Below are 13,135 nucleotides of genomic sequence, written 5' to 3' on the forward strand. Positions count from 1 at the left end.
GACTGGAGAGTATTATTTCAAGCCGACGTATTTAAACGTATAACTCACGTCGAACGGTTTCCACCACGGACCGACACCGGTTTCAGCGTCGGTATGGCGGTACATGCCGGCCTTCGGCGGCGGCTCGATATGGAAAGTCACTTTATAATTACCCACGCCCATCATTTTGACATTTTGGCCGTAATGCGGACCATCATTGGCCACCATTGCCATAAATGTACCGTCTTGTTTCGCACCGGTATCGGTGTTCACCAAAGAGTAGCCAATGGTCAGGTAAGGCATCCATTCACCGGCGCCAAAACCGTTCTGATTGCCTTTCACCGCGTGGATATCGGTTTCAAGATGGACATCGGCCTTGGCCGCTGGCAAGCCCATGCCGCGAGGCTCCATCTCGATGGGTTGTAAATAAACCGCTGCGATTTCCATGCCGTTCATGGTGATAGGTTCACCGGCCGGATGCTCGGCGGCCATTACCGCCGGGGCGACTGTAAAACCGGTAATAACCATCGCGGTTATCAACCCTTTGTTCATCATCATCTATCTCATCCTCAAGTCATATCCGCCATATTTCTGGTTGCAGCTGCGTTGGCTTTCCTGCAACTCGAAGTATTTAGGGTAAATACCCGTTACTTCAATTGGGTATAATTGTTATAAATTGCTCTACACTGCTTCATGCCCGGGTATCTCGGTACGGGAACGGCGACGCATCACCCAGAGGGCGAACAGCGCGGCCAGTACCAAAACTGCTTGCGGAGCCAGAGTCTCCAGATAGGGGTAAATCCCCAACAGACTAATTTGCGGCATATTCTTTAATAGGGTCGGTTCGAATAATTTTCCTTCGATCAGCTCCAGAACCCCCTGGCCGGCAAATACGAACGCCATCAGATACATAAAACCGCCGGTAAACATAAAAAACGGCTTAAGCGGCAGTTTCACCACCGTATAACGCATCAGCACAAATACCAGCAGCACCACGACGCATCCCCCCAGGAATCCGACCAGTATGGACATAGGGCCCGCCACGCCGGCGGAGTCACCAATCAGCGCGTAATAGAACAGTACGGTTTCCGCTCCTTCACGGTACACCGCCAGAAAACTGGTAAACCACAGGCCGGCCAGTGAGCCGCTGGTTAGAGACAAAGAAAGCTTGCCTTCCAGATAGGCCTTCCAGTGCCGCGCCTCCACCTTGGAGAGCAGCCAATAACTCATAAAGAACAGGGTCACCACCGCCACCATCATGGTGCCGCCTTCCAGCAGTTCCCGATTGGCGCCGGAATTGGCGAACATCCACTGGAAAAGACCCGCGGTGACGAGGCTTGCCAGCAATGCCACCCAGACCGATTGATTGATCATCGGCAGTTTGTCCTGATGTTTGTTTTTCACCAGGTAAGCAATAATTGCCGTTACGATTAACAGCGCCTCCAGCCCTTCCCGCACGATAATCAGCAGGCTGTAGATAAACAGGCCCCAATGGCTTTCCTGCCCGGCCCCCAGCATATCCACTGCCTTGGACAGGTTCTGGCCCAAGGCATCGGCCTGCTGTTGCACCTGATCCAACGGCGCTCCGGCCTTCATCAGGCTGACCAGACGGGTAAAATAGCCTTCCAGGGCGGTTTTGAACGCCGTATCGCGGGAGCCGATTTTATTTTCCATGCCGCTGGCTTCGAAGTGATCGAAGTACGCGTCCTGAATCGCCATCATGCCCTCTTTGCCTTGCCCCGCCCGGTATTGGGCGATGGCGGCGGCTACCGCGGAATTGATATCATCGCTCACCTGCCGCCAGTTGGCATCCGGCGCCGCGTCCGCGCCAGCGCTTGCCGCCGCGCTGCCAGCGGCGGCCGGTACCGGCGCCGTTACCGGCTGATCCGGACGGGTGGTGGGCAGGCCCGGCAGAAGATCTTCGATATTCTGCAGCAGCGTGGTGTCGGCGTAGGCCATGGCGGTCATCTGATCAGGCTGGGTCGCCAGGGTGATCAACGCGGAAAATTGCTGATTGATATCGGCGGCCTGCTGCGATGAGCGGTTATTACGCACCGACATTTCCATTTCTGAGTTTTTAAAGCCCTGGAAAAAGGCTTGCTGCACGCTTTGACTGGCGGCGTCATACTGACCCTGCTGGTACTGCGTCACCGCGTTCGCCAGAAAATCGTCAATGACCTTGAATTTTTGCTGCCAGTAAAGGGCAATCTTGTCGTTACCGTAGACCGAGTTCTGCGCCGTGGCCACCAAGGGTTTCCCGCCGGTCAATATGGGCAATACATCCGCCAGCTCGCCTTTAAGGGTCTCGATTTTCCCCTGCACGTCGGACAGCGGCTTGCCGTCGCTGATCATCTGGCGGATTTCGCCAAACTGGCTTTCCATTTGATAGCTTTTCTGCGCTGAGGTATTAATGCGAATCGGTCCTTCCAGGTTTTCGAAAACCTCGAAATAGGCCATCTGCACTTCACGGCGCGCGGCATCTTTCTGCTGCTGCTGATAAAGTTGGGCGGTAGTATCCAGACGACCCTGGATATCGGTTATCCAGGCTTTGTAATCATCCGCCGACCAGGCGCACGTAACACCGAGCAGCCAGATCAGGGCACACAGCAAAAATTTCGGCAAGGAGGTGAACATTGAACCAATACCAAACGTCAATGAGATTTATTTGCATTATCACCGAACCGCACGAATAAACAATGATTAGGGTCAAGAAAGGTTTTTTTAACAAAAATTTTTTGAAGGGAATTGTATCTGAATGCGGCAGGCCCGCCGCATGCCGGGCTGACAGCGCAATTCACTAAAGCTGAACCGTGCGTGTTAAAGGGAAACCGTGCCGATGGGGTCGAAGCGGGCGTGGTTTTACCGCCCGCCCGAGCGCCCCATGGCGCGGTAAGCCCGCTATCACCGTACGTGCAGCGAGCGAAAAGCAATCCCGCGCCGCAGGCGCGGAACTCATCACATTATCGGCTGCGCCAGCCGCACTATCGCTATCAGCGGCTGCGGGTAGATCCCCAACAGCAGCACCAGCAGCGAGGAGATCAACACCACCACCCCACCGGCGGTCAACGCCCAGTTGCTCGGAGTATCGCGGCGTAATCTTTCCGGCGGGCTCAGATACAGACTGACCCTCACCCGCAAATAGTAGTAAAGGCCGATGGCGCTCCCCCCCACCACCGTGCCGGTCAGCCACCATAAGTGGGCGCTGACGCCGGCGGCGATAATATAGAACTTGCCGATAAATCCCAGCGTCATCGGAATCCCCGCTAATGACAGCATCATCACGGTCATCACCGCCGACAGGATGGGCTTATGCCAGAACAGCCCGCGATAGGAGAAAAGCGAATCGGCATCCGGCCCGGTGTAAGGACTGGACATCAGGCTGACCACGCCGAAGGCGCCCAGGCTGCTAAAGAGATACCCCGCCAAATAAACCCCGATGGCCTCCATGGAAAGCAGATGCGCGTTGACCGCAATCAGCCCCACCACCATATAGCCCAGGTGGGCAATGGAGGAATACCCCAACAGCCGTTTGATATTGCTTTGACCCAGGGCCATCAGGTTACCGAACAGGATGGAGAAAAAGGCGATAATGCCCAGCACCAGCCGCAGCGCGCTGCTGTCGGTGACCGGCGCGTACAGGAACAGCCGCATCAGCACCGCAAAAATCGCCACTTTGCTGGCGGTGGCGAGAAACGTGGACACCGGCGCCGGCGCCCCCTGATACACATCCGGCGTCCACAGATGAAACGGCACCAGCGAGAGCTTAAAGCCGATACCCACGATCATCATGCCCAGCCCCGCCAGCAGCAGCGGCTGTTGCAGCATGGCGGCGTTGAGCTGATGGCCCAGGGCGACGAACGACAGGTTGCCGGTATCGGCATACACCAGCGCCATGCCGAATAACAGAAAGGACGAGGCCGCAGCGGACAGCAATGTGTATTTGATACTGGCTTCAAACGGCCGTTTTTGCTGGTAGGCATAGCCAATCAGGCCGAACAGCGGCAGCGAAAGCAGTTCAATGCCCAAGAACATGGACGCCAGATGGGTGGCGCCCGCCAGCAGTATGCCGCCCATGGCGGCGATCAATACCAGCAGATAGAACTCGTCGCGGTTACCGGGATAACCCGCCAGCCAGGGATAGGCAAAGGTGCTGGTGGCCAGGCTGGAAAACAGCACCAGCGCGGTATAGAACACCGAATAGCCGTCCGAGCGAATCAGCGGCGTGACGTCCATGGCGCCGGCATAACCGACGAAAAAGAGTGAAAGCAATGCCACGTTGAGGCCGATGACCGTCAGGGTGGCGTTGACGAAATGGTTGCGTCGCCACGCAATGCACAGCATCACAACCACCACCGTCAATCCGACGATCAACAGCGGCAACAGTGCGATCAGTTGTTGAGGAGTTATTGTCATGGCGAATTACGGCCTTGTTGTTGTAAAAGTTGAACCAGCTTCGTTTATCGAGAACCAGTGCTGTACGTTGCCCATTGCCGCCTGAGAGGTTTGCAGCACCGCCTGCGGGAATATTCCCAGCAGCACCAGCAACACCGCCAGCAGCAGGATGATCGACAGCTCGCGCACCGTCATTCCCGGCAGGATGTCGGTGGATTTGGCCGGACCGTAATAAGCGCGCTGCATCATAATCAGCGAATAAACCGACGCGAACACCAGGCCGAAGGTGGAAATCACCGTGATAACCGGTACCACCGGGAAGCTGCCGAAAAGAATCAGGAACTCGCCGACAAAGTTACCGGTTCCCGGCATACCCAGGGTGGCCACCGCGAAGAACAGCGACAAGGCGGGAATCAGCTTCAGGCGGCCCCACAACCCGCCCATTTGCCGCATATCGCGGGTATGCAGGCGTTCATAAAGCTGTCCACAGATGATAAACATCCCGGCGGCGGAGAGGCCATGGGCAATCATCTGCACCACCGCCCCCTGATAAGCCAATTGGCTGCCGCTGTATATCGCTATCAGCACGAAACCCATATGGGACACGCTGGTATAGGCAATCAGGCGTTTGATGTCGGTCTGGATGAATGCCATCCAGGCACCGTAGAAAATACCTATCACCCCGAGCCACATGGCGATGGGGGCGAATTCATGGGAAGCATGGGGAAACAGCGGCAGGCTGAAGCGCAGCAGACCGTAGGCCGCGGTTTTCAGCAGTATGCCCGCCAGGTCGACGGAGCCGGCGGTGGGCGCCTGGCTATGCGCGTCCGGCAGCCAGCCGTGCAGCGGCACCACCGGCATCTTTACCGCGAAAGCCAGGAAGAATCCCAGCATCAGCAAATATTCCACCTGGGAAGACATGGGGGTATGCAGCAGATCTTCGTAATTGAAGGTCCAGACGCCGGTGGCGTTGTAATGGACGAACACCAGCCCGATGATGGCCACCAGCATGACCAGTCCGCTGGCCTGGGTATAGATAAAGAATTTGGTGGCGGCGGCGATACGGGTTTTGCCGTCCGATGCCCGATGTCCCCACAGGGCTATCAGGAAATACATCGGCACCAGCATCATTTCCCAGAAGAAGAAAAACAGGAACATGTCGATAGCCAGGAACACACCGATAACGCCGCCGAGGATCCACAGCAGGTTAAGGTGGAAGAACCCCTGGTAACGCTGGATTTCACGCCAGGAACAGAGAATGGCCAGCACCCCCAGCAGCGCGGTCAGCACCACCATCAGCAGGGACAATCCGTCCAGCGCCAGATGGATGGAAATACCGAAGCGCGGTATCCACGGCAGCACATATTCAGATTGCCACTGGGGCAGCCCCTGCGCTGAAACCAGTGAATAATTGCCTTGCAGCCACAGCTGCAGGGAGAGCGCCAGTGTCAGCCCCATGGAGATCACGGCAATCCAGCGCGGTACCTTGGTACCGAATCGCTCGCTTTGCCAACACAGCAGACCGCCAATGAAGGGGAAAAGTATTAGCCAAGGTAGTAGCATGGCGTTATGCGTCCCTAAATTGAAAAAAACCCGAAAACTTGCTGTCGAACGAGAAGGTGTTCTCCCCTCCCGCTCCGCGCATGTCGTCATCACCATTTATTTGTCAGACGACTTTCCGTTAACCGATAAAGCGTTATCCGGACAGCATCAAACGAAAATCAACAGCGCCACCACAATCACGGCGCCTAAACTCATCGAGGCCGCATACCAGCGCACCTGGCCGTTTTCACTCAGCGTCAGGCCGCGGCCGCCCCAGCGCGCCAGCACCGCCGGGGTATTCATCAAGGCGTTCAGCGGATCGCGCTGCAGCAGTCTGGCAATGCCCAGATAGGTTTGCACAAACACTTTGTCGTACAGCCAATCGAAGCCCCAGGCGTTAAACCACCACAGGGTGAGCAACCGCCCCGGCGCGCTGGCGGCGATGGATTTCACCAGCCGGCGCTCGCCGAGATACAGCCAGGCGGCAATGAGTATACCGACGATCACCAGCAGACCGGAGACGATTTCCAGCGTCATTTTGCCGTCCTCGCCGCCGCGGATATCCGGCAGAACCCCCGCCAGCGGCGGCGTAATCAGCGCGCCGATAAAGGTGGACAGCACCAGCAGCACCAGCAGCGGCAGATGGTGGCTAATGCCTTTGCCGGCATGGGCCTTGATTTGCTCTTTACCGTGAAAGACGATGAAAATCATGCGGAAGGTATAAATGGAGGTCAGAAACGCCCCCACCAGGCCCGCCAGCATCAGGTTGTTATTGCCGTTGAGCAGGGCGCCCCAAAGGATTTCATCTTTACTGTAGAAACCCGCGGTGACGATGGGCAGCGCCGACAGCGCCGCGCCCCCCACCAGAAAGCAGATATACACCAGCGGAATGGATTTGCGCAGTCCGCCCATCTTGAAAATATTCTGCTCGTGGTGACAGGCCAGGATAACCGAGCCCGACGAGAGGAACAGCAGGGCTTTGAAAAACGCGTGCGTCATCAGGTGGAAAATAGCCGCATCCCAGGCATGTACCCCAAGAGCCAGGAACATGTAGCCTATCTGGCTCATGGTGGAATAGGCCAGGACGCGTTTGATGTCGGTTTGCACCAGGGCGGCGAACCCCGCCAGCACCAGGGTGATGGCGCCGACGATGCCCACCAGGTGCAGCACCTCGGGGGCCATCAGGAACAGGCCGTGGGTGCGGGCAATGAGATAAACCCCGGCGGTGACCATGGTGGCGGCGTGGATCAGCGCCGAGACCGGGGTCGGACCGGCCATGGCATCCGCCAGCCAGGTCTGTAACGGCAGCTGCGCCGATTTACCCACCGCGCCCCCGAGCAGCATCAATGTCGCCAAGGTGATGGCGGTTGAACCCGCCGCCATATGCTGCGGCGCCAAGACCACCATTTCGCGGAAATTCAGCGTGCCCAGCTGGGTAAACAGGATAAACAGGGCAAAGGCCAGCAGCACATCGCCCACGCGGGTGACGATAAAGGCTTTCATCGCCGCCGCGCCGTTTTTCGATTCGGTGTAATAGAAGCCGATGAGCAGATAACTGCACAGCCCCACCCCTTCCCAGCCGAGATACATCAGCAGCAGGTTATCCGCCAGCACCAGCAGCACCATGCTGGCGATAAACAGGTTGGTATAGGCAAAAAAACGCGAATACCCCTCTTCCCCGCGCATATACCAGGCGGCGAACAGATGGATAAGAAAGCCGACGCCGGTAACCACCGACAGCATGGTGAGGGACAATCCGTCCAGGCTCAGGGTGACGGCGATATTGAAGTTATCCACCGACATCCAGGTCCAGAGCGGCTGGTTGAACACCGCCGCGCCGTCGCTGCGGGTGCCGAGGAAATCAATGGCCACCCACAGGGTGGTCAGCGCGGCCAGCAGTATGGTGCCGACCCCCACGATAGCCGAAGCGTTTTCTCCCCAGCGTCCACGGGAAAACGCCAGCAGCAGGAATCCCAGCAGGGGAAACAGAATGGTTAAGTAAAGTAGGTTCATCCGTGCATCTCGCTGACTTTATCAATATTCAGGTTTTGACGGCGGCGATGCAGCTGTAGCAGCAGTGCCAGGCCGATGCTGGCCTCGGCCGCGCCAAGACTGATGGCCAGAATGTACATCACCTGTCCGTCGGCCTGTCCCCAATAGCTGCCCGCCACCACAAACGCCAGGGCGGAGGCGTTGATCATGATCTCAAGCCCCAGCAGCATAAACAGCAGGTTACGGCGAATCAGCATGCCCGTTAAACCGAGAACAAACAGAATGGCGGCCAGAATGAGTCCGTGGGAAAGCGGGATCATGCTTGTTCCTCCGATTTTCTTTTTATGGCGTCGGTGATTTTCGGACCCTTGGACAGGGCATCCACGTCACGGTCTTCACGTCCCAGATGGAAGGCCACCACCAAACCGGCCAACAGCAGCATGGAAGCCAGTTCCACCGCCAGGACGTAAGGCCCGAACAGCGTGATGCCGACGTTTTTCGCACTGATCATCTCGCCGCTGATGCCGTGATCGGCAGCGCCGTAAATACCCCGGATGAGGGTCCACAGCAGCAGCAGCGACAGGATTCCCGGTCCGATCCAGGCCGAGGGCGCCAGCCAATCGCGCTCCTGCCGCGCCGTGGACGCCCCGAGATTGAGCATCATCACCACGAACACGAACAGCACCATGATGGCGCCGGCGTAGACAATAATTTCCAGCGCCCCGGCAAAGTAGGCGCCCAGCGTAAAAAACACGCAGGCGATAGCCAGCAGCGATACGATCAGATACAGCAGTGCGCGTACCGGATGGGTGTGGGTAATCACCCGCAGCGTGGCCAATATGGCCACCAGACCGGCTACATAAAAAGCGACTTCCATGCTTAACTCCTTAGGGCAGCAAACCTTTGACGTCGATGGGTTTGGCTTCGTTTTCCGCGTCGCCTTTATCTTTCCCGCCAATCGCCATGCCGGCCATCCGGTAAAAATTATATTCCGGATACTTACCCGGCCCCGAAATCAGCAGATTTTCTTTTTCATACACTAAATCCTGACGCTTGAACTCGCCCATTTCAAAATCCGGCGTCAGCTGGATTGCCGTGGTGGGGCAGGCTTCTTCACACAAACCGCAGAAAATGCAGCGGGAGAAATTGATACGGAAAAATTCCGGATACCAGCGTCCGTCCGCGGTTTCCGCCTTTTGCAGCGAAATACAGGCCACGGGACAGGCCACGGCGCACAGGTTACAGGCGACGCAGCGCTCCTCGCCGTCGGGATCGCGGGTCAATACGATGCGGCCGCGGAAACGGGGCGGCGGATTGACCGGCACGTCGGGATACATTTGGGTTTCGCGTTTGCTGAACGCTTGCATGCCAATCATCCAGATACTGCGTAACTGGGTGCCGCAACCAAAGACCAGCTCTTTTAATGTCATGGTTTTTTCACCCCTTATTGAGCGTTGTACAAGATGACCGCCGCCGTCGCCAGCAGGTTCAGCAGCGTCAACGGCAGGCAGAATCTCCAGCCGAAAGCCATCACCTGGTCATAACGCGGACGGGGTAGCGCCGCGCGGATCAGGATGAACATCATCATAAAGAAGCCGGTTTTAATGGCGAACCAGATAAAGGAGGGTAAAAACGGTCCCTGCCAGCCGCCGAAAAACAGCGTGACTATCAGGGCCGACACCGTCACGATACCGATGTATTCCCCGACAAAGAATAAACCGAACTTCATGCCGGAATATTCAATGTGATAACCGTCCGCCAGTTCCTGTTCGGCTTCCGGCTGGTCGAAGGGATGACGGTGGCACACCGCAATCCCGGCCAGCACGAAGGTGGCGAAACCGAAAAACTGCGGAATGATATTCCACAAATGCGCCTGGGAGGCGACGATGTCCCCCAGTTTGAAGGACCCGGCCCGCGCCACCACGCCCATGAGCGACAGTCCGAGGAAAACCTCGTAGCTCAGGGTCTGCGCCGAAGCGCGCATGGCTCCCAGCAGAGAGTATTTGTTATTGCTCGACCAGCCGGCGAACAGCACCGCGTATACCGCCAGACCGCCCATCATCAGAAAGAACAGCACGCCGATATTGAGATCCGCCACCACCCAGCTGGAACTCACCGGCACGATGGCGAAGGAGAGCAGCAGCGCGGTAAAGGCAATCACCGGCGCCAGGGTGAATATCATTCGGTCGGCGAAGGGCGGGATCCAGTCCTCTTTAAAGAACATTTTCACCATGTCCGCCACCAGCTGCAGCGAGCCGCCCCACCCTACCCGGTTCGGTCCGTAGCGGTTCTGGAACAGCCCAAGCAGCCGGCGTTCGCCAAAGCTCATGAACGCGCCGCAGGACACCACCACCAGTAAAATCACAATCGCTTTCAGCACGGCAATAATGGCGTCAATCACATCCGGTGTTAACCAACTCATAGTGCGGCCTCCCGCAGATTTTCAACGGTTTGTCCCAACCACACCGGCGGTATGCCCGGCAAACCCAGCGGCAGGCCAATCTGACCGACGGTCAGGCCTTCGCTGAATCGTACCGGCAGACGCACCGACTGGCCGGCGCAGGTAAACTCCAGCAGCGTGCCGCTGTTGACCCCCAGATGCTCGGCGTCTCGACGGTTGAGCGCCACATAAGGCGCCGGCATCCGCTCCTGGATAACGGCCGACCGCTGCGAGGTTTCTTCGCTGCCGAACAGATGATAATAAGGCGCGATACGCCACCGTCCGTCGGATGGCGGGGAGAATGCCGCCGGAACGTCAGTGAAGTAAGCCAGCGCGCCGTCGCCGGGTTCCAGCAAACGCACGCCGGGATCGCCGTGGCGCAAATGGCCGCCCACTTCATCCTGGAATTTATTCCAGGCCTGCGGCGAGTTCCAGCCCGGCGCCCAGGCGAAGGCCACCTGTTTGCTGTTGCTGTTCGGGCCGCTGCTGCCTTCCATGGAGAAGGCAAACATGGTGTCCTGATCCTGCGGCTGACGGGGTTCGTGCACGTCGATATTGGCGCGCATGGCGGTCCGTCCGCTGTAACGGTGAGGCTCGCGGGCCAGTTTTTGGCCCCTGACGCGGAAACTGGCGTCCGGCGCGGCCTGGACGATACCCGCCAGCTGCGGCAGCGCTTCGGCGCAGGCGGCGATGATGTGGTCGAACTGAGTCCAGTCCACGTGGCGATTCAGATAAGTGGAGTGCAGAGAGTGCAGCCAGCGCCAGCTTTCCAGCATCACCGTCTGGCTGTCATAATAAGCCGGATCAAACACCTGGAAGAAGCGCTGAGCCCGGCCCTCCTGATTCACCAGCGTCCCGTCGCTTTCGGCGAAACTGGCCGCCGGCAGGATCAGATCCGCCTTATCCATAATGGCGGTACGCTGGTGGTCCACCACAATCAGGTTAATGGCCTTCTCCAGCGCGGCGTCGATACGCGAGGCCGCCCCGTGGCGATAGAGATCGTTTTCCAGCACGATAACGCTGTCCGCCCCACCGCTTTCCAACTGCTCCAGCGCGTCGTCCAGGGAACCGCCGCCCATCATCGCCAGTCCCATGCTGTTGGCGCTTGGGGCGACAAAGGTAATGCCGACATCGGCGCCGCGGCCTTTCAATGCACGGGCGATATTGGCGGCGGCGGCGATTACCGCTTCGCTGCCGGAGCTGCCGCCGGAAATAATCAGCGGCTTACGGGCGCCGGCCAGGGCCTGCACCGCAATGTCGATTTTGGATTTCAGTCCGTCGGCGAGATCGGTCACAGCCGGCGCGCCGTCATCCAGGGCATGGGCAATGGCGAAACCGAGCCGGGCCTGATCTTCCGCCGGCGCGCAGTAGGTCCAGGCAGAGAGATCATCGAGCTTGGTGCTGTCGACATTGGTGACGAACAGCGGATAGCCGGCGCGCTGACCGATGGTTTGGATAGCGGCAATCTGCCAGTCGGCGACTTTCTGCGCCGCAGCCATCTCGCGGGACTTGCCCTTTACCGCCTGGCGCACGGCCAGGGCGATGCGGGCGCCGGTCTGGGTCAGGTCTTCCCCGAGCACCAGCACCGCGTCGTAGCTCTCGATTTCACGCAGCGCGGGAGTACGGATGCCGCTGTCGCGCAGCACCTTGAGCATCAGCGCCAGGCGGCCCTGTTCAGCGGCGGAAACGCCGCTGTAAAAATTCTCGGCCCCCACCAGCTCGCGCAGGGCGAAATTGCTCTCTACGCTGGCACGCGGCGACCCGATACCGATCATCTTTTTGGCCTGCCGCAGCGCGTCGGCCGCACCTTGCATCGCCTGCTCGGCGTTCAGGGCGATCCAATCCTCGCCGCGGCGCTGCAGCGGCTGGCGGGGACGATCTTTCAGATTAACGTAACCGTAGCCGAAACGGCCGCGATCGCAGAGGAAATAGTGATTGACGCTGCCGTTATAGCGGTTTTCGATACGGCGCAATTCGCCGTAGCGTTCACCGGGGCTGGTGTTGCAGCCGACGCTGCATTGCTGGCAGATGCTGGGAGCGAACTGCATATCCCATTTGCGGTTGTAGCGTTCGGAATGGGTCTTGTCGGTAAATACCCCGGTCGGACAGACTTCCACCAGATTGCCGGAGAATTCGCTTTCCAGCGCCCCATCCTGGGTACGGCCGAAATAGACGTTGTCATGGGCGCCATAGACCCCGAGATCCGTACCGTCGGCATAATCTTTATAAAAGCGGACACAGCGGTAACAGGCGATACAGCGGTTCATCTCATGGGAAATAAACGGCCCGAGATACTGGTTGCGATGGGTCCGTTTGGTAAAACGGTAGCGGCGGAAATTCTGCCCGGTCATCACCGTCATGTCCTGCAGGTGGCAGTTGCCGCCCTCCTCGCACACCGGACAGTCGTGGGGATGATTAATCATCAGCCACTCCACCACGCTCTGGCGGAAATTTTTCGCTTCGTCATCGGCAATGGAGATAAAGGTGCCGTCAGACGCCGGCGTCATACAAGACATCACCAGCCGGCCGCGGGTGTCTTCGGCGTTTTGGTATTGCTTGACCGCGCACTGGCGGCAAGCTCCGACGCTGCCCAGCGCCGGATGCCAGCAAAAATAGGGAATATCAAGGCCAAGCGACAGACAGGCTTCCAGCAGGTTGTCCGCCCCGTTAACCTCATATTCCTTGCCGTCTACATGAATGGTAGCCATAGTCAGCATGCTTCCGTGTGGCCCGTAAAACCGCGGGCGTTAATCAAAAATGCGTCTTGTGCATAACAGGGTCGCCCATGCC

10 protein-coding genes are annotated in these 13,135 nt (G+C 58.2%); all 10 read right to left on the reverse strand.

The genetic code is table 11. The features are described from left to right. Nucleotides 1-12: 12 nt before the first annotated feature. Nucleotides 13-537 (reverse strand): iron transporter, encoded by a 525-nt coding sequence (locus tag GTU79_RS19065; RefSeq protein ID WP_132927250.1) that lies wholly within the window; start codon nucleotides 535-537, stop codon nucleotides 13-15. A gap of 123 nt (nucleotides 538-660) precedes the next feature. Next, complete coding sequence (locus GTU79_RS19070; protein ID WP_214513271.1) at nucleotides 661-2,613, reverse strand: FTR1 family iron permease; 1,953 nt, start codon at nucleotides 2,611-2,613, stop codon at nucleotides 661-663. Nucleotides 2,614-2,934: 321 nt separating this feature from the next. After that, nucleotides 2,935-4,392, reverse strand: a complete 1,458-nt coding sequence (nuoN, locus tag GTU79_RS19075; RefSeq protein WP_214513272.1) for an NADH-quinone oxidoreductase subunit NuoN — start codon at nucleotides 4,390-4,392, stop codon at nucleotides 2,935-2,937. Nucleotides 4,393-4,398: 6 nt separating this feature from the next. Beyond that, on the reverse strand, nucleotides 4,399-5,934 hold the full coding sequence (nuoM, locus tag GTU79_RS19080) for an NADH-quinone oxidoreductase subunit M (protein WP_132927244.1): 1,536 nt from the start codon (nucleotides 5,932-5,934) through the stop codon (nucleotides 4,399-4,401). Nucleotides 5,935-6,081: 147 nt separating this feature from the next. Further along, on the reverse strand, nucleotides 6,082-7,926 hold the full coding sequence (nuoL, locus tag GTU79_RS19085; protein WP_132927242.1) for an NADH-quinone oxidoreductase subunit L: 1,845 nt from the start codon (nucleotides 7,924-7,926) through the stop codon (nucleotides 6,082-6,084). Continuing rightward, nucleotides 7,923-8,225 (reverse strand): NADH-quinone oxidoreductase subunit NuoK, encoded by a 303-nt coding sequence (gene nuoK, locus GTU79_RS19090; protein WP_132927240.1) that lies wholly within the window; start codon nucleotides 8,223-8,225, stop codon nucleotides 7,923-7,925. Before nuoK ends, nuoL begins: the two co-directional genes overlap by 4 nt. Then, nucleotides 8,222-8,782, reverse strand: a complete 561-nt coding sequence (gene nuoJ / locus GTU79_RS19095; RefSeq protein ID WP_132927238.1) for an NADH-quinone oxidoreductase subunit J — start codon at nucleotides 8,780-8,782, stop codon at nucleotides 8,222-8,224. Before nuoJ ends, nuoK begins: the two co-directional genes overlap by 4 nt. Before the next feature lie 10 nt (nucleotides 8,783-8,792). Beyond that, nucleotides 8,793-9,335, reverse strand: coding sequence for an NADH-quinone oxidoreductase subunit NuoI (nuoI, locus tag GTU79_RS19100; RefSeq protein WP_203523487.1), 543 nt, complete (start codon nucleotides 9,333-9,335; stop codon nucleotides 8,793-8,795). A gap of 14 nt (nucleotides 9,336-9,349) precedes the next feature. Then, a complete protein-coding gene (gene nuoH / locus GTU79_RS19105) occupies nucleotides 9,350-10,327 on the reverse strand; it encodes an NADH-quinone oxidoreductase subunit NuoH (RefSeq protein WP_132927234.1) in 978 nt (325 codons plus the stop codon). Continuing rightward, nucleotides 10,324-13,053, reverse strand: coding sequence for an NADH-quinone oxidoreductase subunit NuoG (gene nuoG / locus GTU79_RS19110; protein WP_203523488.1), 2,730 nt, complete (start codon nucleotides 13,051-13,053; stop codon nucleotides 10,324-10,326). Before nuoG ends, nuoH begins: the two co-directional genes overlap by 4 nt. Nucleotides 13,054-13,135: the final 82 nt, after the last annotated feature.

It is taken from the genome of Sodalis ligni, assembly GCF_016865525.2.
GTDB lineage: Bacteria > Pseudomonadota > Gammaproteobacteria > Enterobacterales > Enterobacteriaceae > Acerihabitans > Acerihabitans ligni.

Excerpts from the sequence above, each read along its gene's own strand:
- nuoG (WP_203523488.1), bottom strand. The coding sequence starts at position 13,053 with ATGGCTACCATTCATGTAGACGGCAAGGAATATGAGGTTAACGGGGCG.
- nuoN (WP_214513272.1), bottom strand. The coding sequence starts at position 4,392 with ATGACAATAACTCCTCAACAACTGATCGCACTGTTGCCGCTGTTGATC.
- nuoM (WP_132927244.1), bottom strand. The coding sequence starts at position 5,934 with ATGCTACTACCTTGGCTAATACTTTTCCCCTTCATTGGCGGTCTGCTG.
- nuoH (WP_132927234.1), bottom strand. The coding sequence starts at position 10,327 with ATGAGTTGGTTAACACCGGATGTGATTGACGCCATTATTGCCGTGCTG.
- nuoJ (WP_132927238.1), bottom strand. The coding sequence starts at position 8,782 with ATGGAAGTCGCTTTTTATGTAGCCGGTCTGGTGGCCATATTGGCCACG.
- nuoI (WP_203523487.1), bottom strand. The coding sequence starts at position 9,335 with ATGACATTAAAAGAGCTGGTCTTTGGTTGCGGCACCCAGTTACGCAGT.
- GTU79_RS19065 (WP_132927250.1), bottom strand. The coding sequence starts at position 537 with ATGATGATGAACAAAGGGTTGATAACCGCGATGGTTATTACCGGTTTT.
- GTU79_RS19070 (WP_214513271.1), bottom strand. The coding sequence starts at position 2,613 with ATGTTCACCTCCTTGCCGAAATTTTTGCTGTGTGCCCTGATCTGGCTG.
- nuoL (WP_132927242.1), bottom strand. The coding sequence starts at position 7,926 with ATGAACCTACTTTACTTAACCATTCTGTTTCCCCTGCTGGGATTCCTG.
- nuoK (WP_132927240.1), bottom strand. The coding sequence starts at position 8,225 with ATGATCCCGCTTTCCCACGGACTCATTCTGGCCGCCATTCTGTTTGTT.